A 25,279-nucleotide genomic window follows, 5' to 3' on the forward strand; every position below is an offset into this window, starting at 1 on the left:
CTGCCGACCTCGGCTAGCATCGCTATTTTGAGCAAGCGCGGGCGAGAGGAGTGCAATTGTTGCGAGCGCAGTTATTCCGTACCTGCTCATTTCTCAGCCTCCCTTGCTTCCGGGTACCTGACCGGACAAGTATCGATCACCTGAGCGGTCCGAACGTATGCGCTGGCGTTCCCGGTCGAGACCGCCAGCGATCCGTTCCCACAGAGATTGGCTAACTTCGCAATCACCACGGGGATTTTGGTCCACCCTGATAGCGCGAAATCGCTTCACCATCGCTCGCATTCGCCGTGGGCTCTGATCGCGGTACAGCCCGGTCGTAAGCATATGCAGAATTCAAATCACCTGGCACGTGCCCGGTTCTGCTTTGCACGCTCTGCCTGGCCTCGCTCGGCCAAGAGCGCTGGTCCGAGATCGTCAAGCCAGCCTGAGCTGTGGCCGATAGCGCTGTCAGCGGCAGCAGGAGTGAAAGTACGAGAAAGCTTTTCTTTAACATCGTCCGTCTCCATCATTGCTCGAAGCGCGTTGTGCGCTTCTAATGATGAGTTCGGAGGCTTTCGCTTGCCGGTTACAGGCCACGCTGACGTGAAACTGGCAAGCAATCCGATCACCAACGCAACAGCCGCGGTCCCAATGCCGCGCCTGCCAACGTGCACAGCACGATCGTGCCGCCGTACCAGACCGCGACGAATGCCAATGAATCATCCGTGCAATGAAGAGCGTAGGCCATCGCGCTCACGCCACCTGCAATGAGACCGGCGAAAGCTCCCGCGCGCGAGAGATTCGTGGGCGCGGCTCTTCGCACTGCCCAAATGGCGGTAGCGAAGGGCACGATCGCGATGATCGGAATCGAGAGCAGGCATTCCAGCCATTCGTCTCCCGCGATCATCCTGTTCCAATGTGTGCCGGGTGCGAGCCCCAGGCTGATCGCAGCAAGCAGCACGATGCCGACAAACGGCAAAACGATCGGAACGGGTAAAGTCTTTCGCTCCCGACCGGGACGTACCAGCCTTGTCAGATAAACCGATGCGAGACCGACGATGCCGACAGCGAAAGAGAGCTTCACCGCGAGAAAAATGAACGCGCGGGCCGTCGTCAGATCCGGACGAACGCCTAGTCCTGCGAACGAAAGACCCAGTGCCGCTATCGAACCTATGGCGAGCTCGACACAAAGCGTGCGAGCGAACGACCTGCGGTCGGCCGGTTCCAGATTGGTGCTGAGAAGGGCGATTACGCCGGATCAGAGATGCCGCACCGGTCCGCCGCTTCCGCGATGCTTCGTCCATCCAGTTTCACGGCCTCGATGGAACATCGCATTTTCTCCGGCAGGCGCTGCAGAAGCCGTTTGATATCATATGTACTTTCGGCGTCGACATTGTCATCACGCGCCATCACCATATCGGCTTCCTCGATCGGCACGTCATCGAACGAGGCGCGCGTCCGACGCAGAAAATCGATCAATTTGTAGCGTGCAATGGCATGCACCCACGGAGTCAGAGGCTCGGTGGGGTCATAGGTATGCCGCTTCAAGTGAATCGCAAGGACCGCCTCCTGAACCAGATCTTCGGCCTCCGCCGCGCCCCTCCCAATTCCGGCAAGTTTACCTTTGTAATATGCGCGCAAACGCCTACTCAAACGTTCCAGCAACGCACGATGCGATTTAGCGTCGCCGTCAAGGCCGGCAAGCATCAAGGCCTTGAGTTCGATTTCATCGGTCGTCATGCGAGCTCATCTCTGTTAATTCGCTGATCCAGCCCGTTTGGTTACATAGGCCGGCACGTCATTCCGCTGCCTGTGAACGCCCCAGATCGCCTGTCCGGCTATCCTGTTCCGCTGGAACTGCGACATCCGGTTCGCGAAGCAATCCAAATCCCCTGACCAGCCCGTAAATGACGGGGATGACAATCAAGGTAAGCAACGTGGACGACATCATGCCACCGATCATGGGAACCGCGATCCGCTGCATGATTTCGGAGCCGGTTCCGGTGCTCCACATGATCGGCAGGAGGCCCGCCATGATGGCGACCACGGTCATCATCTTCGGGCGCACCCGCTCGACCGCGCCTTCCATGATGGCGTCGTAGAGATCGGCCCTCGAAAGTGCGCGGCCTTCGGCCTCGCATCTCGCCTGTGTCTGCGCCAGGGCGTGGTTGAGATAGATCAGCATCACCACGCCGGTCTCGGCGGCGACGCCGGCGAGCGCGATGAAGCCGACGGCGACGGCGACCGAGAGATTGAAGCCGAGCCACCACATCAGCCAGATCCCGCCGACCAGCGCGAACGGCAGCGACAGCATCACGATCATGGTGTCGGTGAAGGAGCGGAAGTTGAGATAAAGCAGCAGGAAGATGATCGCGAGCGTCACCGGCACTACGATCTTCAACCGCGCCGCCGCGCGTTCGAGGTATTCGTACTGCCCACTCCACACCACATAGGCGCCGGCCGGAAACTGTATGCTTGCTCTCACCGCCGCTTGCGCGTCGGCGACATAGCCGCCGAGATCGCGATCCCGGATGTCGACATAGATGTAGACGGCGAGTTGCCCGTTCTCGGTGCGGATCGAGGTCGGGCCGCGCGAGGGTGCTACTTTTGCCACCTCTCCCAACGGCACCGCGCCGCCGTTCGGCAGCGGCACCAGCACGTCGCTGGCGATGGCCTGCGGGTCGCTCCGGAGATCGCGCGGATAGCGCATATTGACGGAAAAGCGCTGGCGGCCCTCCACCGTGGTGGTCACGGTCTGGCCGCCCAGCGCGGTGGCAATGACGTCCTGGACATCCCCAATCATGATGCCGTAGCGCGCCAGCGCCGCGCGGTCTGGCGTCACGTCGAGATAATAGCCACCGAGCGCGCGCTCGGCGTAGGCCGACGAGGTTCCCGGCACGGCCTTGAGAACCTGCTCGATCTGCTTTGCAAGTTTGTCGATCTCGACCAGGTCGGTGCCGATCACCTTGACCCCGACCGGCGTGCGGATGCCGGTCGACAGCATGTCGATGCGCGCCCTGATCGGCATGGTCCAGGCGTTGGAAACGCCGGGAAACTGCAGCGCGCGGTCCATCTCGGCGGTCAGGCTCTCGGTCGTCACCCCCGGCCGCCATTCCGCCTTCGGCTTCAGATTGATGATGGTCTCGAACATCTCCGAGGGCGCAGGATCGGTGGCAGTAGAGGCGCGGCCGGCCTTGCCGTAGACCGACGCGACCTCAGGGAATGAGCGGATGATGCGGTCCTGCGTCTGCAACAGTTCCGCCGCCTTGGTCACGGAAATGCCGGGCAGGGTGGTCGGCATATAGAGCAGTGTGCCTTCGTTGAGGCTCGGCATGAACTCGGTGCCCAATTGCCGTGCCGGCCAGATCGTGACCGCGAGGATCGCGAGCGAGGCCAGGATCACCAGCACTTTTGCGCGCATCACGCCTTTGATTACCGGCCGATAGATCCAGATCAGGAACCGGTTGATCGGATTCCTGTGCTCGGGAACGATCCGGCCGCGGACGCAGACCACCATCAGCGCCGGCACCAGCGTGACCGACAACAGCGCCGCGGCGGCCATCGAAAACGTCTTGGTGAAGGCGAGGGGACTGAACAGCCGTCCCTCCTGCGATTCCAGCGTGAAGATCGGCATGAAGGAGACGGTGATGATCAGAAGACTGAAGAACAGCGCCGGCCCGACCTCCGAGGCGGCCTCGATCAAGACCGCGATCCGCTGACGCCCCGGCTTGGCCCGTTCGAGGTGCTTGTGCGCGTTCTCGATCATGACGATCGCCGCGTCGATCATGGCACCGATGGCAATCGCGATGCCGCCGAGACTCATGATATTGGCGCCTAGCCCCAGCAGCTTCATGGTGCCGAACGCCATGAGGATACCGACCGGCAGCATCACGATCGCGACCAGCGCGCTGCGGAAATGCAGCAGGAACACGATGCAGACCAGCGCCACGACAAGACTCTCCTCGAGCAGCGTGTGCTTGAGCGTCTCGATCGCCGCGTTGATCAAGTTGGAGCGGTCATAGACCGCGACAATCTCGACCGAGCCGGGCAGGCTGCTGGCGATTTCCTTGAAACGCTTCTTGACGCCCTCGATCACGTCGAGCGCGTTGACGCCGAAGCGCTGCAGCACGATGCCGCTGGCGACTTCACCCTCGCCGTTCAGTTCGGTGATGCCGCGCCGCTCGTCCGGTCCCAGCTCGACGCGCGCGATGTCGCGCAGCAGCACCGGCGTCCCGTTGCTGGTCTTGAGCACGATATTGCCGAGATCGTTGATGCCTTTCAGATAGCCCTTGCCGCGGATGACATATTCGAATTCGGAGAGCTCGACGGTGCGGCCGCCGACATCGGCGTTGCTGGCGCGGATCGCATCGCGCATTTTTTGCATGCTGATGCCGAGATCGCGCATCCGCTGCGGATCGAGGATGATATTGTATTGCTTGACGAAGCCACCGACGCTGGCCACCTCCGCAACGCCCTCCGCCTTCGCGAGCGCGAATTTCAGGTTCCAGTCCTGGATTGTGCGCGTGTCCGAAAGGTTCAACTCCCTCGACATCACGGCGTATTGATAGACCCAGCCGACACCGGTGGCGTCCGGGCCGATCGTCGGCGCCACCCCCGCCGGCAGCCGCGACGCCGCGCTGTTGAGGAATTCCAGCACCCGCGAGCGGGCCCAATAGATATCGGTGCCGTCCTCGAAGATGACGTAGACGAACGACACGCCGAAGAAGGAAAATCCCCGCACCACCTTTGAGCGCGGCACCGTGAGCATCGCCGTGGTCAGGGGATAGGTGACCTGATCCTCGATCACCTGCGGCGCCTGTCCCGGATATTCGGTGTAGACGATCACCTGGGTATCGCTGAGATCGGGAATAGCGTCGAGCGGCAGGTGCGACAGCGCGTAGATCCCGGCGGCGGCCGCGAAGCCGGCACCGAAGAATACCAAAAGCAGATTGCGCGCCGACCAGGCGATGAGGCGGGCGATCATTGCTTTTCTCCCGCGTCCGAAAAGCCCTTCAACGCCGCCTTCAGATTGCTTTCGGCGTCGATCAGAAAATTGGCGGCGACCACGATCGGCTCGCCCTCGACAACGCCTTCGCGTATCTCGACATAGCCGCCGCCACGATGGCCGAGTTTGATGTCGCGCGGTTCGAATCGGCCTTCGCCCTTGTCGACGAACACCGCCTGCCGGCTGCCGGTATCCAGCACCGCGCTCTCGGGAACGGCGAGCACGGCTTGCGGATTGCCGGTGACGATCTCTGCGTCGACATACATATCCGGCAACAGGGCAAAATCCGGATTGGACAATTCGATCCGGATGCGCGCGGTGCGGGTGTCCTTGTTCACCTGTGGATAGATCACGCTGATTTGACCCGCGAATTCGCGGCCCGGATAGCTTCGCGCGCGCACGATGACGGGCTGGCCGACCTGGAGCGAACCGAGGTCGCGCTCCGCGACGTCGATCACCGCCCAGACCACCGAAGTGTCCGCGACGCGGAACAGAACGTCGCCGGGCTGGGCGCGCATCCCCTCGATGGCATTGCGCTCGAGCACGACGCCGTCGCGCGGCGCCGACCATTCGATCGCGATCGGGACGTTTCCGGTCTTTTCCATGGCGGCGATCACGGCATCCGGCACGTCGAGATTTTGCAGCCGCTGCCGCGAGCCACGCCCATAGACGATGCTGCTGCCGGTGGTCTTGGAATTGATGGTGGCGATGTATTCGGCCGCCGCCGAGGAGATCAACGGGCTATAGATCTCCATCAAGGGCTGGCCCTTTGTCACCCTGGTGCCCGTGGTCACATTGGTGACTTTCTGAACCCAGCTCTCCGATCGCATCGAGATCACGGAGACCCGGCGCTCGTCGAGCTGGATAGTGCCGAAAGCGCGAATCGCCGTGCGGATGACGCGGGGTGCTGCCGGCTCCGACTTGACGCCGGTGCGCTGGATCTTTCCCGGCGACAGCTTTATCGAGCCGTCATCGGCATCGTCGCCTTCATAGACCGGGATGTAGTCCATCCCCATCGGATCCTTTTTCGGGGTCGGCGAGGTATCCGGCAATCCCATCGGGTTGCGGTAGAACTTTATCTTGCGATCGGTTGCGACCGTCGTTGCAGGCGCGGCGATCGGTTCGCCTTCGAAGCTGAGATCGGCGCTCGGCGGCACGGCGCGGTAATCGCGTCCGTCCTGCGTTTTCCGGGGCGTCAGCGAGTAGAGCGGATGCCCGTCCGGGTCCTGATAATAGATCGGCTCGTCGCTCGCCTGCGCGACGGCCGGCGAAACCCACGCGACGGCCGCGGCACTTGTGGGATGAAGGTGCCCGCGGATACCGATGAATCCGCCGCCCGCCGCCGCTAGCACAGCGGCGACGGTGGCACTCGCGAGGAGGGCGCGTTTCATTTCTGCGCCGTAATGACGAGCTTGCTTTCGACCGTGCCGGTCTCGCCCTGCACCTTGGCGCCGAGCGAGAGCAGCCATTTGCCTTCCATGCCGAAGGCCGCCTTGAAGCGGTAGCTGCCCGGCTCTCCGCCCGGCTCGCGCACGATCTTGGTGGCCATCTCCGGCATGCCTTCCGGTCCCATGTCGAGATGGGTGGCGAAGATCACCGCGTCCGGCACCGGCTTTCCGGTCTTCTTGTTGACGAGCTGGACGGTGACGATCTTGTCCTTGCCGACGGCGACGGTCGGCTCGACCAGCTTGAATTCATAGTCCTTGATGTCGGCCAGCGCCGATGGCGCAAAACCGATCACGGCGATGCCGCACAGCGCGGCCTGGAGGGCGCGCGCGAATTTCAACGTCTTCATTGCAAAAATCCTCTGATGTCATGGTCGTGCCGCAAGGCGGCATGCGTCGATTCGCGCAGCCGATCAGGCCGCGCGGCAGCAAACGGCGCCGAGGCGCCGTTCAGACCAGACGTCGAGGTGGATGATCGGGCGGCGGGTGGCCGAGGCCATCCGGCCAGGCATCGTTGCGCTGGAGCGCAATCGTGTCGGACAGAATCGGAAACGGATGCGCGATGGTCGCCGACAGCGCCGGAAAGCCGATGGAGCCGCAGGCCGCCATGAAGACGCACTCGTCGCAACCAACAGGCATCGGCGCCTTCGACGGACAGCACGGCATATCGCTTGCCATCTCGTCCATCGTATCCGCCGACATTTCGGACGAGGACATTTCCGGCGAGGTCATCTCATCCGCCATCATCTCGTGAGACGCTTGCGAGGACGTCGTCGCCATGACCGGCCGGGAAACCGGAGCCAACGCAAGGCCCGCGATCATCAGGATCGCGAGCAAACGGCGTATGGCGAAGTGCGGTTTCACGACTTCAGATTCTCACAGACTTGTAGCGGTCATTAATTTCAGCTTAGGAGACTTCTATCAAGCGGGCATTGATCACAATCAAGTCGATTTGCGTCCATTTCGGTCCGAATCAGCCCGCAAGCGCCCCTTCCGGGACGGTTCTGCCCGCCGGCAGCCCGGCGCGGGCCAGCCCGCCGTAGAGCGGCTCGTTCGGCATCTCCGCTTTCAGGATCGAGCGCACAGCGACCAGTTTCTCGATATCGATGCCGGTGGCAAATCCCTTGCTTTCACAGAGGAACGCCAGATCCTCGAACACTACGTTGCCGGTCGCGCCCGGCGCGAACGGACAGCCGCCCAAGCCGCCCAGCGAGCCGTCGAGGATGCGGGCGCCGGCATCGAGCGCGGCGGATGCATTGGCGATGCCCATGCCCCTGGTATCGTGCAGATGAATGCAGACCGGCTTGGCGCCGGACAGCTTGACGACGGCCGCGGTCAGTTCGCCGACCTGCTTCGGGCCGGCATAGCCGACGGTGTCGGCGATGGTGACGAAGTCGACCCCGGCCTCCAGGCATTTTTCGACGAGTTTTAGCACCTCTTTGGGGTCGACCGGTCCCGCGATCGAACAGCCGAGCGCCATCGAGATGGCAGCGTTGACGACCGGCTTGTGCGCGCTGGCGTCGCGCAATTCGCAGAGCCGCTTGACGTTGGCGATGGCCTGGTCGCGCGAGCGCCTGGCGTTGGCCTGGCTGTGCTCTTCGGTGGCCGAGACCACGGAAGCGATTTCGGCAACGCCCGACGCCAGGGCCTCGTTGACGCCGCGCTCGTTGAGCGCCAGCGCAACGCCGTGCGCACCGGGAAGTGACGCCACGGTACGGACCATGTCGCGGACATCGGCGAATTGCGGAAAGGTCGATGCGGGCAGGAATGAGCCGACCTCGAAATGCCGCACGCCCGCGGCAAATTCCTCGCGGATCCAGCGCTGTTTTGCTGCCGTCGACGGAAACTGCTTCACCAGTTGCAGGCCGTCGCGCAGGCCCACCTCGCGCAGGGATACGCGATCACCGGGATAAACGTCTTGAACGCGGGTCATGCGAGCCTCGCAGCGGGTTTGCCGGTTGATGAAAATTCCTGTTCGTCGAGTTCGGCGCGCACGGAAGCGGTGTCGGCGCCAAGGGCCGGCACCTTCAATCCCTCGCCGATATTGGTGCCGTTCCATTCGATCGGCAGCGCCGGCACGCGGAACGGCGCGCCATCGGCATTGAAGTTGTTGACGAGCCCGCCGGGGCGGAGCACATGCGGATCGCTAAAGAGATCCTCGGGGCGGTTGATCGGCGAGAAGCAGATGTTGAGGCGGTCCAGCCGCGCCGACAGTTCGGCGGAATTCCAGGTTTTTATCACTTCGGCGGCGCGCGGAATGATCCTCGACCGCGCGAGAATCCGATCGGTGGTGGTGCGCAAGGCCGGATCGTCCAGGAATTCCGTCATGCCGAACTCGCGGCAAAAGCTCTGCCAATGGCCTTCGGTGACGACGCCGATGAAGATGCGTTCGCCGCCTTCGGTCTCGAAGATGTCGTAGATCGGCCAGGCATGTTCGCGCTCCGGCATCGAGCGCGGCTTGTTGCCGGTCATCTCATATTCGACCATGTGCTGCGCCACGAGAAAAAGACAGTTCTCGAACAGGCCGATGCGGATGTCGGCGCCCTTGGCGACATTCGCGCCCTTTGCACCGCGCTTCTGATAGAGCGCGGCGAGAATCGAGATCACGCCGAACATGCCGCCCATGATGTCGTTGGCAGACGAGCCGACCCGCTGCGGTTTTGCCACCGTGCCGGTCATGGCGGCGAGCCCCGACATCATCTGCACGACCTCGTCGAGCGCCGGCCGATGCTCGTAGGGGCCGGACAGAAAGCCCTTGTGTCCGCAGACGATCAGGTCCGGATATTTGCGGCGCAGCTCGTCCGCACCCAGCCCCTGCTTATCCAGCTGCCCGTCGCGGAAATTTTCCAGGAACACGTCGGCGCCGGCGAGCAGCCGATCCATGGTCTCGCGGTCCTCAGGCTTCTCGAAATCGAGCACGACGCTGCGCTTGCCGCGGTTGAACAGCGGAAAGAACGAGATTCCCATGCCGCCCAGGCTGCGCGTCTTGTCGCCTGCCGGCGGCTCGACCTTGATGACCTCAGCGCCCAGTTGCGCCAGCACCATGCCGCAGGTTGGGCCCATCACCATGTGGGTCATTTCGACGACCCGTACCCCCGTCAGCGGCAGGTCCTGCGTGCTCATGGCGTCTCCTGGGTTACCTAAAACTTTGCTTTGCCGGACAAATTAGGCTTCCGGGCGGTATCCAGCAAATATAAACATGGCTGGTGACGGCCAAAAGCGTGCGAGGCAATGCAGCAATGCGTCCCGCGCGCAAAAAGAAAACACTGGGAGGAAGTCATGACTGCCCTCGGCATCGACAGCGAACTCGACCTTGCATCTGCGCGCGGCGGGGCCGACGAGATATCGCGGCGGCTCGAAAGCCTGCCGGCATCCGCCTATTTGTGGCGGCTGGTGATCCTGCTGTCGCTCGGCGGCTGCTTCGAAATCTACGACCTGTTTCTGACCGGCTATATCGCGCCGGGCCTCAACAAGAGCGGCCTGTTGACGACCACGACGCAGGCCTTTTTCGGCTTTTCCGGGATCGGCGCGTTCGTCGCGGCGACCTTCGCGGGATTGTTCGTCGGCACGTTCTTTCTCGGCTTTCTGGCCGACCGGTTCGGGCGGCGGGCGATCTTCACCTGGGCGCTGCTCGGCTACTCCGCGGCATCGGTGGCGATGGCGTGCCAGACCACGTCCGCGGGGTTGCTGCTGTGGCGCTTCATCGCCGGCATCGGCATCGGCGTCGAGATCATCACCATCGACGCCTACATCACCGAGCTGGTGCCGAGCTGGATGCGGGGCCGCGCCTTCGCGGTCAACCAGGCCGTGATGTTCGTCGCGGTCCCCATCGTCGCCGCGCTCGCGTGGTGGCTGGTTCCTCTCGCGCCTTACGGCATTGAAGGCTGGCGCTGGGTGGTGCTGATTGGGGCTGCCGCCAGCATGATCATCTGGATCTTGCGACTGTATGTGCCGGAAAGCCCGCTCTGGCTGGCGCGCCACGGACGAGCCGAGGAAGCGGTCAAAATCCTGCGGGCGCTGGAGGCCAAGGCCGGCGCCAGCGATGCGCGCCCGGAAAAGCGGGAGGCGCCGCCCGCGCGCGCAACCGCAAAAGTCGGGTATGCCGATCTGTTCAGACCGCCGTATTTGTCGCTGGTCGTGTTGTTCATGGTGTTCAATTTCTGCCAGGCCTTCGGCTTCTACGGCTTTGCCAACTGGGTGCCGACGCTCTTGGTCGAGAAGGGCATCACGGTGACAAAAAGCCTGCAATATTCCTTCATCGTCGCCTTCGCCTATCCGATCGCGCCGCTCTTGGCCGCAAGCTTTGCGGACCGATTCGAGCGCAAATGGATCATCTGCGGCGCCTGCGTCGCGATCATCGTGTTCGGGCTGCTGTTTGCTCAACTGACGTTGCCGACGCTGCTGATCCTGTGCGGCGTGTTGCTCACCGCGGCCAACATGACGATGTCCTACGCCTATCATGCCTATCAGACCGAGGTGTTTCCGACCTCGGTCCGCGCCCGCGCCTCGGGGCTGGTTTATTCGATGAGCCGGGTCAGCGCGATGTTCTCGGGCTTCATCGTCGCCTATATGCTGCGTGAGGGCGGCATCAGTGGCGTGTTCGGTCTGATTACGACGGCAATGGTCGTCGTGATTGTAGCGATCGCGACCTTCGGCCCCGACGTGCGCGGCAAGCCGCTTGATGCCTAAACAACCGGTTTGGCCTTGCCGAAGCCGGCGCGCATGGCTACCTCTCGCGAGGGTTTCTCGCTTGAGGTAAGACCGCCATGCTGGACGCCGCCGTCAAGGCGCTTACGCAAATCCTGTCGCCGCCGATGCGTTCCATCCTGTGGCGCTCGATCGCGCTGGCGCTGGTGCTGATCACGGTGCTGGCGATCGGGCTGCAGCGGCTGTTGAGCTGGCTTGCAACCTCGGGCGAAGGCTGGGCCGAGGCAATGCTGGGCCCTAACTTCCAGACCCCGCTCAACGTGCTTTCCTGGATTGTCTCGGTCGCCGCCGGTTTCGGCGTCGTGTTCGGCGCGGTATTCCTGATGCCGGCGATCACCTCGCTGGTGGCGAGCTTTTTCGTCGACGACGTCGCCGAGCATGTCGAGCTGGAATACTATCCGGCGGAGCGCCCCGGCGTGGCGCTGCCGCTCGGTGTCGCCATGACCGAAGGCGTCAAGACCGCGCTGTTGACGATCCTGGTCTATCTGATCGCACTGCCGTTCGTGTTCTTTGCAGGCGTGGGCTTCCTAGCCTTCTTCATCGCCACCGCCTGGCTGTTGGGGCGGGAATATTTCGAACTCGCGGCTATGCGGTTCCGCCCGCCGGCGGAAGCCAAGGCGATGCGCAAGGACAATGCGGCGGTGATCTTCACCGCGGGCCTCTTCATCGCCGCCTTCGTGTCGATCCCGATTGTCAATCTGGCAACGCCGTTGTTCGGCATGGCCTTCATGGTCCACATGCACAAGCGCCTGAGCGGGCCGCGGCCGGAGCTGATCGAGCCGGGGCGGAAGACCAGTGTGCCAATTATCTGATCCTCATGGTGAGGAGCGCGTCTTCGCGCGTCTCGAACCATGAGTGCCCGCCTGCCGACCATCCTTCGAGACGCCGCGCAAGCGCGGCTCCTCAGGATGAGGACGGAGCAGGTTAATATTAGATAGAGAACCCTCCTACACCCGCGTCCACCCCAACCGCCGCCGCAGCGCCTGCGCGGCGCCGAACGGCGTGGGCATCAACGGTCCCGGCGGCGCCCGGGTCATCAGGGCGACGAAACCCAGCGCGATCATCGCCAGCCAGAATGTCAGCCAGAATCCGTCGATATAGGCGAGCACGTTCGCCTCGCGCGCGACCAGCGCCGAGAGCGTTCCCAGCGCGCGGGCCGGCGCGGTTGCCGCGCCGTGGCTGGCAAAGCTGTCCGACAACTGCTTGAGCATCCGGACCACCTTGTCGCCGCCGCTCTCGATATGCTGGCCGATATAATTGGAGTGGATCTGCGCGCGGACGCGCAGCCAGGTGCCCATCAGCGCCACGCCGATCTCGGCGCCGCCGAGCCGCATGACCTGGACATAGGCAGCAAACGCGGTGGCCCGGGTAAAGTCGGAGTTCGACAGCGCGATGAGGAGGATCGGCAGCAGGGTGAAGGCCTGTCCGATCGATTGCAGCAAGGCGATCACGACGAAATCGCCGAGCGCCCAGTCGTGCGTCAGCTGCGTACCCAGCAAATTCGCCGCGGCGAAGGCCGACAGGCCAATGATCAGCACGCCCCTGGGGTCGACATGCCGAAGCATGAAGATCGACACCGGCACCAGCACGAACATCGGCAGCGCGCCCCAGAGCACCAGCAGCACGCCGGTCTGCTCGGGACGCAACTGGCCGACGACCGAAAGAAAGTTCGGCACCAGCGATGAATTGGACAGGCTGGTGAGCGTGTAGAGCAGGATGACGACCAGCGAGAGCCCGACATTGCGCGAGAACAACACGCTGACATGGGCCCAGGGCCGGCGAACCAGCATCTCGTTGATCAGGAAGGCGACGCACAGCACGCCGCCGCCGATCACGAGCGCGGCGACCGTGCCGGATCCCAGCCAGTCGAGGCGATTGCCCTGATCGAGCCCGGCATAGATCATGGAAACGCCGGTGCCGAGCAGCAGCATGCCGCCCCAGTCGGCATCCCTGAGCACCTCGCGGTTGACCGGTTCTCGCGGCGTGCCGAAATAGACCATCAGCCCCATCAGCGGCGCGATCACGGCGCCCTGCCAGTACAGCCACTGCCAGCCCGGATGATCGACGTAAAACCCGACCACCAAGGTGCTGCTGTCGAGCGCGAAGCCGACCCGGATCGCATAGATCGCGATTGCCGGCAGCCACCAGCGGATCGGCAAATTGCGCAAGATGATCATCAGCGTCGCAGGCACGAAGGTGCCGAGCAGAATGCCATGAACGATGCTGAGCGCAATCAGCGTCGGATAGTTGCGCACGAACGGGATCAGCAGCGAGACCAGGGCGTAGACCAGACTCGGAATGCCGAGCACGCGGCGCAGCCCGAACGCGGTCGCAAGCCACGCCACCGCCGGCGCGATGAAGATCTGCGAGCCGATCGACGCCGTGGAAAGCCAGGCACCCTCGTCAAAGCCCAGCGAGAAGGCGCCGCGCAGATCGGCCAAGCCGACCGACGTCAGGCGGCTGTCGAAATTGGCGAGAAACGAGCCGAGCAGGACGGCGGCGACCGCGAACAAAGGCTGCGGCGCGATGCCGCCGCGCGAGCGCGGGCCCTGCCCGTTGTCGCTACTTTCCGCCATCAGCCGCAGTCTCGTCGGTGTGAATGCGGGATTCCACCGACATTCCCGGCAGCAGGCGCTCCAGCAGCTTCTGGCCCTTGTCGAACGCGATCCGGACCGGGATGCGCTGCACCACCTTGGTGAAATTGCCCGTCGCGTTGTCCGGCGGCAGCAGCGCGAATTGCGAGCCGCTGGCGGGCGCGATGCGCTCGACATGGCCATGCAGTTTCTCGCGCGAGAACGTGTCGACGGCAATGTCGACCGGCTGGCCCGGCTTGACGTTGGTGAGCTGGGTCTCCTTGTAATTGGCGATGATATAGACGTCAGGCAGCGGCACGACGTCGATCAGATTGCTGCCGATATTGACGTAGTCGTTGGGCTGAACCTGCCGCTCGCCGACCACGCCGTCGAACGGCGCGACGATCTTGGTGTAGCCGAGCTTGAGTTTGGCCGCGGCCAGCACCGCCTTGGCGCCCAGCAGATCCGCCTCGCGCTGCTTCTTGGTGCCGGACAGCACTTCGAGCTGATGCCGCTCGGCCGCGATGAGGGCGCGGCTCGCCCGCACGTCGGCCTGCGCGCGGGCGTAGGCAGCGGTGGCCTGTTCGAGCTTTTGCCGTGTGCCGGCCTCGGTCTGGGTCAACGACTGCTGCCGCTCCTGCTCCTCGCGGGTTTCGACCTCCTGCGCCTGCGCCGACACCTGCTGTGCCTCGCCTTGCGCGATGGTTGCGTATTGCAGCTCGACCTGGTTAGCGAGATTGTCGAGCGCGGCCTGTGCGCCGGCGACGCCGGCCTCGGCCTGCGCGACCTGGGCTTCGTAGTCGGCCGGATCGATTTGGACCAGAAGATCGCCGGCCTTGACGCGCTGAAAGTCCTTGACGGCGACGGTGAGGACCTCACCGGCGACACGGCTGCTCAGCCGGGTCAACTCGGCCTTGATATAGGCATCGTTGGTGGTCTGGATCCTGGCCGCCCCGACCCATTCATCCCAGCGCAGCGTCGCCAGTGCGACAAATCCGAAGGCCACCAGCACAGCGAACAGCGGAAGCGCAAGACGGCCCAACGTACCGCGCGAAACGGGCGGTGGCGAAGTTGACGCAGTGGCGATGGGCGCGGGCGGCGCGGATGGTGTTGATCCGGTCTGGCCCGCCGAGGGTGCCGGGCGGATCTGATCCTGCTGACTCAAGGACGCCACCTCTACTTCAATCTTCCCCATTCCAACAGCGAGGGAAGATTGCATTCCGCTATGCCATCACAGCGATCATGCCTCAAACCGTCTTTTCCGGCCAGCGGCAGAGATCATTGATCAGGCATACCTCGCAGCGCGGCTTGCGCGCCAGACAAGTATAGCGGCCGTGCAGGATCAGCCAGTGATGCGCATGCAGCATGAATTCGGGCGGAATCACGCGCTCCAGGCCGAGTTCCACATCCAGCGGCGTGTTGCCGGGCGCAAGCCCCGTGCGGTTGCCGACCCGGAACACGTGGGTATCGACCGCCATGGTGTGCTCGCCGAACGCCATGTTGAGCACGACATTGGCGGTCTTGCGTCCCGCCCCGGGCAGCGACTCGATTTCGGCGCGGCTGCGCGGCACCTCGCCGCCGAATTCGGCGATCAGTTTTTCCGAGAGCGCAATGACGTTCTTCGCCTTGTTTCGAAAAAGCCCGATGGTCTTGATGTAGTCGCGCACATTCTCCTCGCCGAGCGCGAGCATCTTCTGCGGCGTGTCGGCAACCGCAAACAGCGCCCGCGTCGCCTTGTTGACACCGGCGTCGGTCGCCTGCGCCGACAGCACCACGGCGACCAGCAGCGTAAAGGGATTGAGATGCTCCAGCTCGCCCTTCGGCTCGGGATTGGCTTTGCGAAAACGGCTGAAGGCTTCGTAAACCTCGGCTGGCGTCCACGGCTTTGTCTTTTTGGTTGCGGCGCGCGCCGGCACCGATCGGCCCGCGGCTTTGTTGGCCGGCCTTCCGCGCTTCGCCTTCGCCGCCGCGGGAGCCTTGGCCTTGCCGGCGCGTTGTGGAACAGTTGCTTTCGATTTGGGCAGGGGCTTGCGGGTGATTTTCGCCATGATGGGGGTATACTGACAGGCCATGACCACAGGCAACGATTTTGATCCGGACGCACAGCCGGAGATTTTTTCGGCGCTGCTGACGCCGCATCGCTCGCTGAACCGGGCCGGCTTTCTGGTCGTGATGGCGTTCGTCACCTTCGTCAGCTTTGTCGCCGGCATGGCGTTTCTGCTGATGGGCGCCTGGCCGGTGCTGGGCGTTTTCAGCCTCGATGTACTGGCGATCTACTGGGCGTTCAAGGTCAATTTTCGCCGCGCCAAAGCGAGCGAGGAAATCCTCGTGACGCCGTCGGAGCTGCGCCTGCGCCGGATCAGCCATCGCGGCCACGTGGTCGAATTCGTGCTCAATCCGCTGTGGGTGCGGCTCGACCAGATCAGCCACGCCGAATATGGCATCGAAAAGCTTTATCTGGTTTCCAAGGGCCGCCATTTCGCGATCGGAAGCTTTCTGGGACCCGACGAAAAGGCCAGCTTTGCCAAAGCCTTGACGGCTGCGCTGCAGGCCGCCAAGCGGGGTCCGACCCATAACCCGATCTCGTGAACTGCTGATCGGGAATCGGGTGGTTTCGATCGCGCCCCCAGCCTACATCCTAAGCCATGATGAACCTCGCCATGAATGAGCACCGCCTCACCAAACCGGGACCCCAGAACGCCGCGCTGCGCGACTATGATTCGGTGCGGCGCGCCATCGCCTTCATCTCGGAGCATTGGCGCACGCAGCCGACCATCGAGGCGATGGCGGATGCCGCGGCCGTGACGCCGGATGAGCTGCATCATCTGTTTCGCCGCTGGGCCGGGCTGACCCCGAAGGCCTTCATGCAGGCGCTGACGCTTGATCACGCCAAGGGCCTGTTACGCGATTCCGCCAGCATCCTCGACGCCGCACTCGACTCCGGACTTTCCGGCCCGGGACGGCTGCACGATCTGTTCGTCACCCATGAGGCGATGTCGCCGGGCGAGTGGAAGAACGGCGGCGCCGGCATGACGCTGCGTTACGGTTTTCATCCTTCGCCGTTCGGAACCGCGATCGTGATCGCCAGCGGCCGCGGGCTGGCCGGGCTGGCGTTTGCGGATCCGGGCGAGGAATCGGCCGCGCTCGCCGACATGCAGCGACGCTGGCCGCGCGCGACCTATGTCGAGGACCGTGACGGCACGGCCGGATTGGCGCAGCGCATCTTCGACCCCAAGCTGTGGCGACCCGATCAGCCGCTGCGCGTGGTTCTGATCGGCACCGATTTCGAGGTGCGGGTGTGGGAGACGCTGTTGAAGATCCCGATGGGCCGCGCGGTCTGCTATTCGGACATCGCCAGCAACATCAAGAGCCCGAAGGCCTCGCGCGCGGTCGGTGCCGCGGTCGGCAAGAACCCGCTTTCGTTCGTGGTGCCCTGCCATCGCGCGCTCGGCAAGAGCGGCGCGCTGACCGGCTACCACTGGGGCATCACCCGCAAGCAGGCGATGATCGGCTGGGAAGCCGGGCAGGTGGGGATACAGTAGGGCCTTGCAATCCTAGGGTGGGCAAAGGCGCTCTTGCGCCGTGCCCACCGTCCATGATGGATCGCAAATTGAGCGGCGGGCGCGCTGCGCTTTGCCCACCCTACGGTTTCTCCAGCCGTTTCCACATGATCGCGGTGTCGCATAGCCGGCCGTCGGGAAACATCGCGTAATCAGGCACGAGGCCGGTTTGCGTCCAGCCGGCCCGCTGATAGAGGCGATGGCCATTTTCGCCGGGCACCGTGTCCAGCACCAAAAGCCAGCGGCCGTGGCGGCGCGCTTCCGCCTCGACCTCCGCCATCAGGGCGGCGCCGATGCCGCGGCCGCGCGCGAAGCGATGCACCAGCATCTTCTTGATGTCGGCGCGGTGCGGCTGGTTCGGCGGCGTATCCAGCCCGAGCTGGACCGTGCCGACGATTTTTCCGTCGAGCCGGGCCGCCAGCAGCACGGTGTCTCCCGACTCGACCGAGGCCGCCACCTTGCGAAAGAACGCGAGCGCCGAATCGTGCGGGAACGGCGCCATGAAACTGACGCTGGCGCCGCCTTCGACGCAGTCGACCAGCACATCGGCCAACTGCGCCAGCGCGCTGTCCGCGACCGGCGCGCCAAGCGAAACGATCTCCGCCCTCGCGGTCACTTGGCGCTCACGCCGCCAGATCGAGTTTCGTCGCCACGGTGGAATCGGCATTGAGCCGATAGATGATCGGGACGCCGGTGGCGAGTTCGCGCTTGAGGATGTTTTCGGGGTTAAGCTTTTCCAGCACCATGATCAGCGCGCGCAGCGAATTGCCGTGCGCCGCGACCAGCGTGCGTTCGCCCCGCAGCACGCAAGGCAGGATCTCCTGCACGTAATAAGGCAGCGTGCGCGCCAGCGTGTCCTTGAGGCTTTCGCCGCCGGGCGGCGGCACGTCGTAGGAGCGCCGCCAGATCAGCACCTGCTGCTCGCCCCATTTCTTGCGCGCATCATCCTTGTTGAGGCCGGAGAGATCGCCATAGTCGCGCTCGTTGAGCGCCTGGTCTTTCCTCGTGGAAAGGCCGGTCTGGCCGAGTTCGGTCAGCATCAGGTCCAGCGTTTGTTGCGCGCGCGTCAGCGCCGAGGTAAAGGCGATGTCGAAGGTGAGGCCCTGCGCCTTCAGCTTGCGGCCGGCTTCCTTGGCCTCGGCGATGCCCAGCTCGGTGAGACCGGGATCCTTCCAGCCGGTGAAGAGATTCTTCAGGTTCCATTCGCTCTGGCCATGACGCACCAGCACAAGGAGACGATCGCTCATTTTCTTATTCCGTTGATATCCAGGTAAATCGCCAGGCCCTTCAGAAATCGCTGAGGCCGAGCACGTCGGTCATCGAATACATGCCGGGCTTCTTGTCGCGCGCCCACAGCGCTGCCTTGATGGCGCCCTGCGCGAACATGGTGCGATCCTCGGCCCGGTGCGTCAGCTCGATGCGTTCCATCGGGCCCGCAAAGATCACGCTGTGATCGCCGGTGACGGAGCCGCCCCGCAACGATGCAAAGCCGATATCGCCGGTTTTCCGCGCGCCTGTGATGCCGTCGCGGCCACGCGCGGCGTGCTGATCGAGCGGGATTCCCCGGCCCGAGGCCGCGGCCTCGCCCAGCATCAAGGCGGTGCCCGAGGGCGCGTCGATCTTGGCGCGGTGGTGCACGTCAAGGATTTCGATATCAAAGCTTTCGTCAAGCGATTGCGCGACCCGCTTGACCAGCGCCGCCAGCAGATTGACGCCGAGGCTCATATTGCCCGATTTGACGACAATGGCGCGCGAGGTGACGCTCCTGATGACGGCGTCGTCCGAACCTGAAAGACCGGTGGTGCCGATGACGTGCACCAGGCCGCGCTGGGCGGCGATCGCGACATTGGCGATGGTCGCCTTGGGCACGGTGAAGTCCAGAATGCCGTCGGCATTGGCCGACAGCGACCACAAATCGGCCGACAGCATGACGCCGTTGGCGGGCAGGCCGGCGAGCACGCCGGCGTCCTTGCCCAGCAGTTCCGAGCCGGGCGCCTCCAGCGCGCCGGTGAGAACGGCGCCCTTGGTTTCCGAAATGACACGCGTCAGCGCGCGGCCCATCCGGCCGCCGGCCCCCGCAACGATCAAGCGCATGTCGGACATTGTTCAAGCCCTCGCCCCTGCGGTATAGCCGGGGCAGGCCATTCCGGCAACCGACTGCGCCTTCCGCTATTGCGGCTGCGGGCCGTCATAGCCCTCGATGATCACGAGGTCGCTCTCGGCGTGCGGCGAGCGGATCGCGACCAGACGGACATATTCTGGGGAATTGTAGCAGGCAAGCGCGGTCTCGTAATCCTTGAACTCCAGTACCACGTTGCGCGAGCGCGAGGTGCCTTCCTTGGGCACATGCTTGCCGCCGCGCACCAGGAACTTGGCGCCGTATTTGGCAAACACCGCGCCGTTCTGCGCGACGTATTCCTGGTAGCCATCCATGTTGTTCACATCGACCCGTGCGATCCAGTAGCCCTTTGCCATCTGCTTTTTCCTTTCTTGCTTTAACCCAGCGCCTGCACGATTTCCGCCTGGATCGCGTCCGCCGCTGCTCGGGGATCGGCGGCTTCCAGCACGGGCCGGCCGACCACCAGATAATCGCTGCCGGCGGCAATCGCGCGCCCCGGCGTCATGATGCGCTTCTGGTCGCCCGTAGCGCTGCCCGCGGGGCGGATGCCCGGCGTCACCAGCACCATCTGATGGCCGACGACCTTGCGCAGGCTCACTGCTTCCTCCGGCGAACAGACGAGGCCGTCGACGCCGAGCACCTGCGCCTGCTGGGCGCGTGCCTCGACCAGGTCGGAGACGCCGAACCGGTAGCCCGCGGCGTGGAGATCGCCGTCGTCGTAGGAAGTCAGCACGGTGACGGCGAGGATCTTCAGACCCGATCCGGCGCGGGCCTCCACGGCGGCCTTCATGGTCTGCGGATAGGCATGCACGGTCAGGAAGGTCGCGCCAGACTTGGCGATGCTCTCGACACCGCGCGCCACCGTGTTGCCGATGTCGTGCAGCTTGAGATCGATGAACACCTTCTTGCCGGCATCCGCGAGCCGGCCGACCAGCGGCAATCCACCGGCGTAAGCGAGCTGATAGCCGATCTTGTAGAAAGTGACGCTGTCGCCGAGCCGCGCGATCATCGCCTCCGCAGCAGTGACCTCGGCCAGATCAAGCGCCACAATCAACCGGTCGCGGGAGGCGATCCTGGAGGGCTGCATGTCACCTCACATCATGCGTTGGGAAAATTCGATCAATTGCCGCACCAGCGCGGCCAGCGCCTCGACATCCGCCGGATGCTTCAGCCTGTCCATATCATCATAGGCTCCCGATGCGAACGACAGCGCGAGCTGGTTCGGAATCACCGTCGCGTGACAGGCCGACAGGATCAGCCGCAGCGCCGCCAGCGATCGCGTGCCGCCGAGCCGACCCTCGGAAGCGGAGGCGATCGCAAACGGGCGTTCCCGGAACACCTGGCCGCGGCTTTCCTGCGGATCCTGCACCCGGCTCACCCAGTCGATGGTGTTCTTGACCAGCGGCGGGACCGACGAATTGTATTCCGGCGTCACGATGAGGACGCCATGATGGGCCGATATCATCCGCTTGAGATTGACGGCGTGCTTCGGCACGCCCGATTTGCTCTGCAGGTCGCCGTCATAGATCGGCAGCGGAAAATCGGCGAGCGAAATGCGGGTGATTTCGGCCCCGGCCTGGGTGAATTCATAGGCGGCGGTTGCGGCAAGCCTCGCATTGAGCGAGCCGGTGCGCAGCGAGCCGGGGATCACGAGGATCTTCAGGGCGGACATGATTTAAAAATCGCGTTCGGACCAACTCGCAGCGCGCGCGAGCCTATGGCTTCCGCGGAATAATCCGCGCGTATCAGTGCTTGCGATACACCCAGACACGCGCCGGCGGAAGGTTCATCCAGATGCGTTCGGAAGCTTCCGTGGACACGCCGGGCAATGATTTCGGAATTGGCGGTGCCACCGAATAGGTGAACTGCACGAACGGCGCGCCGGGCCCGAGCGCAACGAACGCCTCGCGGATCAGTTTCAGCCGCGTCAGCATCGGCTTGGTCACGAGCGGCAGACCGGAGACCACGGCGGAGGCGGGAGCACTGAGGACGTTGCGGAGCGAATCGCGCAGCGTATAGGCGTCGCCCTGCACTACCTTGGCGAGCGGGTAGCGCTCGCGCAGCAGCGCGCAGAAGGAAGGATTATATTCGACCAGTACGAGCCGCTTCTGATCGACGCCGCGCTCGATCAGGGCGTTGGTGATCGCACCGGTCCCTGGCCCAAGTTCGACGACCGGCCCTTCGGATTTGATGTCGACATACTGCGCCATGGTACGGGCCAACACCCGTCCCGACGGCATCACCGCGCCCATGTGCAGCGGCTTCTCGATCCATGAACGGAGAAAACGCACCTCGTCGTCGAGACGAAGAGGCTTCTTCAACGCACGCGCGGACGATTGCAAAGGCATGTCGCTACCAGGCGGGACCGCTCGCGCGGCAGTGTCAGAAAATAGTCATAAAGAGGTATAGGTCGCAGGCGATACGGTCAAGCCGGACCGCGCCTATGACGCGGCGCGGGTGCCGAAGAAGTCCTTGACCTTGGTGAAGAAACCCGCCGCTTCGGGCTGGGTTGCACCGGACGATAATTTTTCGAACTCGGCCAGCAATTCCTGCTGCTTCTTGGTGAGGTTCTGCGGCGTTTCGACCACCACCTGGACATACATGTCGCCGGTCTGGCGCGAGCGAAGCACCGGCATGCCTTTTGATGCAATGCGAAAGCGCCGGCCGGACTGGGTCCCGGAAGGGATTTTCACCTTGGTTTTTCCCTTGTCGATGGTCGGCACCTCGAACTCGCCGCCGAGTGCTGCCGTCACCATCGAGATCGGGACCCGGCAGTGCAAGTCGGCGCCATCGCGCTGGAAGAATTCGTGGCTGGCCAGCGACAGGAAAATGTAGAGATCGCCGGGCGGACCGCCGCGGACGCCGGCCTCGCCTTCGCCGGCAAGCCGGATGCGGGTGCCGTCTTCCACGCCTTGCGGAATATTGACCGACAGATTGCGCTCGCGCGTCACCCGGCCGGAGCCCGTGCATGACGGGCAGGGGTCTTCGATCATCTGGCCGCGGCCCTGGCAGCCAGGGCAGGTACGCTCCAGCGTGAAGAAGCCCTGCGCCTGCCGAACCCGCCCCGCACCACCGCACATCGAACAGGTCTTCGGCTTGGTGCCGGCCTTGGCACCGGTGCCCGAACAGGAATCGCAGGTCACCGAAACCGGGATCTCGATCTGGGCGGTCTTGCCGAAGAAGGCCTCGTCCAGCGTGATTTCCATGTTGTAGCGCAGGTCCGCGCCGCGTTCGCGCCCGCCGCCGCCGCGCCCGCGCTGGCCGGCCATGCCGAACAGGTCTTCGAAAATATCGGAAAATGACGAGGCAAAGCCGGCGCCGAAGCCGGGACCGCCGCCACCGCCCTGCTCGAAGGCCGCGTGACCGAAACGGTCATAGGCGGCGCGCTTTTCGCCGTCCTTGAGGACTTCGTAGGCTTCGTTGATTTCCTTGAAGCGGACTTCGCTGGAGGCGTCGCCTGGATTCTTGTCCGGATGCCATTTCATCGCAAGCTTGCGGAAGGCGGCCTTAAGCTTGGAATCGTCCGCGGTCCGGTCGACTTCGAGGGTTTCGTAGTAGCAGCGCTTGGTGGTGGACATCCGTCAAACCCGCCCGATATTCGTCCTCATTCCCTTGGGAACGCGCGTGAAACAATGCAGCCTTCGGCTTAACGAAAAATGACCCTCATCCCTGGAGACGCAATTGGCGTGCTCTTCGGAATGAGGGTCATGATCCAAGCCCGTTTAAGCAGACTTCTTGTTGTTCTTGTCGTCGTCGACTTCGGTGAATTCCGCGTCGACCACGTCATCCTTTGCGGCATCCTTGGCCGCATCGCTCTCGGCCTGTTGCTTGTACATCGCCTCGCCGAGCTTCATCGAAGCCTGCGCCAGCGTGTTGGTCTTGGCCTTGATCGCCTCGGCATCGTCGCCCTTCAGCGCTTCCTTCAGATCGCTGACGGCGTCCTCGATGGCGCGCCGGTCGGTCTCCGGGATCTTCGAACCATGTTCGGCCAGCGCCTTCTCGGTGGAATGCACCAGCGCGTCGGCATGGTTCTTGGCGTCGACCGCCTCGCGGCGTTTCTTGTCCTCGGCCGCGTTGGCCTCGGCGTCCTTGACCATCTTCTGGATGTCGGCTTCCGACAGGCCGCCGGAGGCCTGGATCCGGATCTGCTGCTCCTTGCCGGTCGCCTTGTCCTTGGCCGAGACGTTGACGATGCCGTTGGCGTCGATGTCGAAGGTGACCTCAATCTGCGGCATGCCGCGCGGCGACGGCGGAATGCCCATCAGGTCGAACTGGCCCAGAACCTTGTTGTCGGCCGCCATTTCGCGCTCGCCCTGGAAGACGCGGATGGTGACGGCGTTCTGATTGTCCTCGGCGGTCGAGAACACCTGGCTCTTCTTGGTCGGGATAGTGGTGTTGCGGTCGATGATGCGGGTGAACACGCCACCCAGCGTCTCGATGCCGAGCGACAGCGGCGTGACGTCGAGCAGCAGCACGTCCTTGACGTCGCCCTGAAGCACGCCGGCCTGGATCGCCGCACCAATGGCGACGACTTCATCCGGGTTGACGCCCTTGTGCGGCTCCTTGCCGAACAACTGCTTCACCACTTCCTGAACCTTGGGCATGCGCGTCATGCCGCCGACCAGCACCACTTCGCCGATCTCGGCGGCGGTGAGGCCCGCATCCTTCAGCGCCTTGCGGCAGGGATCGATGGTCTTCTGAACGAGATCGTCGACCAGCGCCTCGAACTTGGCGCGCGTCAGCTTCATCGTCAGATGCTTCGGTCCGGTCTGATCGGCCGTGATGAACGGCAGATTGATTTCGGTCTGCGTGGTCGAGGACAATTCGATCTTGGCCTTTTCGGCGGCCTCTTTCAGGCGCTGCAAGGCCAGCTTGTCGTTGCGCAGGTTGATGCCCTGCTCCTTCTGGAACTCATCGGCCAGATAGCTGACCAGGCGCATGTCGAAATCTTCGCCGCCGAGGAAGGTGTCGCCGTTGGTCGACTTCACCTCGAACACGCCGTCGCCGATTTCAAGAATCGAGATATCGAAGGTGCCGCCGCCGAGGTCGTACACCGCAATAGTGCCGGTCTTGGTCTTGTCGAGACCGTAGGCGAGCGCGGCCGCGGTCGGCTCGTTGATGATGCGCAGCACTTCGAGGCCGGCGATCTTGCCGGCGTCCTTGGTGGCCTGACGTTGCGCGTCGTTGAAATAGGCGGGAACGGTGATGACGGCCTGATCGACCTTCTGGCCGAGATGGGCTTCGGCGGTCTCTTTCATCTTCTGCAGGATGAAAGCGGAAATCTGCGAGGGCGAATAGGTCTTGCCGTCGGCTTCGACCCAGGCATCGCCGTTGGACGCCTTGACGATCTTGTAGGGGACGAGCTTCTTGTCCTTTTCGACCATCGGGTCGTCATAGCGGCGGCCGACGAGGCGCTTGACCGCGAAGAAGGTGCGCTCGGGATTGGTTACGGCCTGGCGCTTGGCAGGCTGGCCGACAAGGCGCTCGCCGTCATCGCTAAAGGCGACGATCGAGGGGGTCGTCCGCATGCCCTCGGCGTTCTCGATGACTTTCGCATTCTTGCCATCCATTACGGCGACGCACGAATTCGTGGTGCCGAGATCGATCCCAATGACCTTTCCCATGGTCCTCATATCCTTCTTTTTGCGGCAGGTTGGCTGGGCCCTGACGGCGCACCAATCCAAACCCCCAAACGATCAATTACTCGCGATATTGCGACGGTGAGCCTCATATAGGAGGGGGGTGGGGGCCCGCAAGGACCGGGCGCAACCTTAGCCCATGAAAACGCTCACCCTTGAAAGATAGTGTCTGCTTGGACACGGGACCGGCCCTGACGATGATGAACACGCCTCAGCGCCGACAGGGCACGGGTCCCGGCATCCCGGAGAATC

General features: G+C 63.7%; 24 protein-coding genes. 4 read left to right on the forward strand and 20 right to left on the reverse strand.

Annotated elements, in window-relative coordinates:
* Positions 1 to 604: 604 nt before the first annotated feature.
* The 8 genes from B5525_RS09535 to B5525_RS09570 form a co-directional block, all read right to left on the reverse strand.
* Positions 605 to 1,228 carry a DUF1109 domain-containing protein gene (locus tag B5525_RS09535; RefSeq protein WP_079565779.1) on the reverse strand — a complete coding sequence of 208 codons (624 nt, stop codon included), beginning with the start codon at positions 1,226 to 1,228 and terminating at the stop codon, positions 605 to 607.
* A complete protein-coding gene (locus tag B5525_RS09540) occupies positions 1,228 to 1,719 on the reverse strand; it encodes a sigma-70 family RNA polymerase sigma factor (protein WP_079565780.1) in 492 nt (163 codons plus the stop codon). Before B5525_RS09540 ends, B5525_RS09535 begins: the two co-directional genes overlap by 1 nt.
* Positions 1,720 to 1,777: 58 nt before the next feature.
* Positions 1,778 to 4,963 (reverse strand): efflux RND transporter permease subunit, encoded by a 3,186-nt coding sequence (locus B5525_RS09545; RefSeq protein WP_079565781.1) that lies wholly within the window; start codon positions 4,961 to 4,963, stop codon positions 1,778 to 1,780.
* The gene (locus tag B5525_RS09550) at positions 4,960 to 6,375 is read right to left on the reverse strand and encodes an efflux RND transporter periplasmic adaptor subunit (RefSeq protein WP_079565782.1); all 1,416 of its coding nucleotides are present in this window, start codon (positions 6,373 to 6,375) and stop codon (positions 4,960 to 4,962) included. The genes B5525_RS09545 and B5525_RS09550 overlap by 4 nt, the downstream gene beginning before the upstream one ends.
* Entirely contained in the window at positions 6,372 to 6,779 is a 408-nt protein-coding gene (locus B5525_RS09555; RefSeq protein ID WP_079565783.1) for a FixH family protein, read from the reverse strand. Before B5525_RS09555 ends, B5525_RS09550 begins: the two co-directional genes overlap by 4 nt.
* A gap of 100 nt (positions 6,780 to 6,879) precedes the next feature.
* Complete coding sequence (locus B5525_RS09560) at positions 6,880 to 7,293, reverse strand: hypothetical protein (protein WP_079565784.1); 414 nt, start codon at positions 7,291 to 7,293, stop codon at positions 6,880 to 6,882.
* A gap of 109 nt (positions 7,294 to 7,402) precedes the next feature.
* Positions 7,403 to 8,362 (reverse strand): hydroxymethylglutaryl-CoA lyase, encoded by a 960-nt coding sequence (locus B5525_RS09565; RefSeq protein WP_079565785.1) that lies wholly within the window; start codon positions 8,360 to 8,362, stop codon positions 7,403 to 7,405.
* Complete coding sequence (locus tag B5525_RS09570) at positions 8,359 to 9,552, reverse strand: CaiB/BaiF CoA transferase family protein (RefSeq protein ID WP_079565786.1); 1,194 nt, start codon at positions 9,550 to 9,552, stop codon at positions 8,359 to 8,361. The genes B5525_RS09565 and B5525_RS09570 overlap by 4 nt, the downstream gene beginning before the upstream one ends.
* Positions 9,553 to 9,708: 156 nt before the next feature.
* On the opposite strand from B5525_RS09570, the gene B5525_RS09575 reads away from it, so the two are divergent.
* Positions 9,709 to 11,118: an MFS transporter gene (locus tag B5525_RS09575; RefSeq protein WP_079565787.1), complete on the forward strand. Its 1,410-nt coding sequence runs from the start codon at positions 9,709 to 9,711 to the stop codon at positions 11,116 to 11,118.
* Positions 11,119 to 11,195: 77 nt separating this feature from the next.
* Positions 11,196 to 11,948: a sulfate transporter family protein gene (locus B5525_RS09580; RefSeq protein ID WP_079565788.1), complete on the forward strand. Its 753-nt coding sequence runs from the start codon at positions 11,196 to 11,198 to the stop codon at positions 11,946 to 11,948.
* A gap of 135 nt (positions 11,949 to 12,083) precedes the next feature.
* Here B5525_RS09580 and B5525_RS09585 read toward each other — a convergent pair whose 3' ends face one another.
* The 3 genes from B5525_RS09585 to nth form a co-directional block, all read right to left on the reverse strand.
* Entirely contained in the window at positions 12,084 to 13,712 is a 1,629-nt protein-coding gene (locus B5525_RS09585; protein WP_079565789.1) for an MFS transporter, read from the reverse strand.
* Positions 13,699 to 14,874: an HlyD family secretion protein gene (locus tag B5525_RS09590; protein WP_079573144.1), complete on the reverse strand. Its 1,176-nt coding sequence runs from the start codon at positions 14,872 to 14,874 to the stop codon at positions 13,699 to 13,701. Before B5525_RS09590 ends, B5525_RS09585 begins: the two co-directional genes overlap by 14 nt.
* A gap of 82 nt (positions 14,875 to 14,956) precedes the next feature.
* On the reverse strand, positions 14,957 to 15,757 hold the full coding sequence (gene nth, locus B5525_RS09595; protein ID WP_079573146.1) for an endonuclease III: 801 nt from the start codon (positions 15,755 to 15,757) through the stop codon (positions 14,957 to 14,959).
* 22 nt (positions 15,758 to 15,779) lie between these two features.
* On the opposite strand from nth, the gene B5525_RS09600 reads away from it, so the two are divergent.
* Complete coding sequence (locus B5525_RS09600) at positions 15,780 to 16,298, forward strand: DUF2244 domain-containing protein (protein ID WP_079565790.1); 519 nt, start codon at positions 15,780 to 15,782, stop codon at positions 16,296 to 16,298.
* 56 nt (positions 16,299 to 16,354) lie between these two features.
* Positions 16,355 to 17,251, forward strand: a complete 897-nt coding sequence (locus B5525_RS09605) for a methylated-DNA--[protein]-cysteine S-methyltransferase (RefSeq protein WP_079565791.1) — start codon at positions 16,355 to 16,357, stop codon at positions 17,249 to 17,251.
* A 100-nt stretch (positions 17,252 to 17,351) separates the two neighbouring features.
* On the opposite strand, the gene B5525_RS09610 is transcribed toward B5525_RS09605, so the two are convergent.
* The 9 genes from B5525_RS09610 to dnaK form a co-directional block, all read right to left on the reverse strand.
* Positions 17,352 to 17,885 carry a GNAT family N-acetyltransferase gene (locus tag B5525_RS09610; RefSeq protein WP_244567862.1) on the reverse strand — a complete coding sequence of 178 codons (534 nt, stop codon included), beginning with the start codon at positions 17,883 to 17,885 and terminating at the stop codon, positions 17,352 to 17,354.
* A 7-nt stretch (positions 17,886 to 17,892) separates the two neighbouring features.
* Entirely contained in the window at positions 17,893 to 18,516 is a 624-nt protein-coding gene (locus B5525_RS09615; protein WP_079565793.1) for a 2,3-bisphosphoglycerate-dependent phosphoglycerate mutase, read from the reverse strand.
* A gap of 40 nt (positions 18,517 to 18,556) precedes the next feature.
* Positions 18,557 to 19,372, reverse strand: coding sequence for a 4-hydroxy-tetrahydrodipicolinate reductase (gene dapB, locus B5525_RS09620; protein ID WP_079565794.1), 816 nt, complete (start codon positions 19,370 to 19,372; stop codon positions 18,557 to 18,559).
* 66 nt (positions 19,373 to 19,438) lie between these two features.
* Positions 19,439 to 19,744: a DUF1330 domain-containing protein gene (locus tag B5525_RS09625; protein ID WP_079565795.1), complete on the reverse strand. Its 306-nt coding sequence runs from the start codon at positions 19,742 to 19,744 to the stop codon at positions 19,439 to 19,441.
* A 20-nt stretch (positions 19,745 to 19,764) separates the two neighbouring features.
* The gene (gene pyrF / locus B5525_RS09630) at positions 19,765 to 20,475 is read right to left on the reverse strand and encodes an orotidine-5'-phosphate decarboxylase (RefSeq protein WP_079565796.1); all 711 of its coding nucleotides are present in this window, start codon (positions 20,473 to 20,475) and stop codon (positions 19,765 to 19,767) included.
* Positions 20,476 to 20,481: 6 nt separating this feature from the next.
* Positions 20,482 to 21,060 (reverse strand): NADPH-dependent FMN reductase, encoded by a 579-nt coding sequence (locus tag B5525_RS09635; protein WP_079565797.1) that lies wholly within the window; start codon positions 21,058 to 21,060, stop codon positions 20,482 to 20,484.
* Between the two features lie 73 nt (positions 21,061 to 21,133).
* The gene (locus B5525_RS09640) at positions 21,134 to 21,736 is read right to left on the reverse strand and encodes a class I SAM-dependent methyltransferase (protein ID WP_079565798.1); all 603 of its coding nucleotides are present in this window, start codon (positions 21,734 to 21,736) and stop codon (positions 21,134 to 21,136) included.
* A 93-nt stretch (positions 21,737 to 21,829) separates the two neighbouring features.
* Positions 21,830 to 22,966 (reverse strand): molecular chaperone DnaJ, encoded by a 1,137-nt coding sequence (dnaJ, locus tag B5525_RS09645; RefSeq protein ID WP_079565799.1) that lies wholly within the window; start codon positions 22,964 to 22,966, stop codon positions 21,830 to 21,832.
* Positions 22,967 to 23,110: 144 nt separating this feature from the next.
* Complete coding sequence (gene dnaK / locus B5525_RS09650; protein WP_079565800.1) at positions 23,111 to 25,012, reverse strand: molecular chaperone DnaK; 1,902 nt, start codon at positions 25,010 to 25,012, stop codon at positions 23,111 to 23,113.
* Positions 25,013 to 25,279 lie beyond the last annotated feature (267 nt).

Source organism: Bradyrhizobium erythrophlei, assembly GCF_900129505.1.
In the GTDB taxonomy this organism is placed as follows: Bacteria; Pseudomonadota; Alphaproteobacteria; order Rhizobiales; family Xanthobacteraceae; genus Bradyrhizobium; species Bradyrhizobium erythrophlei_D.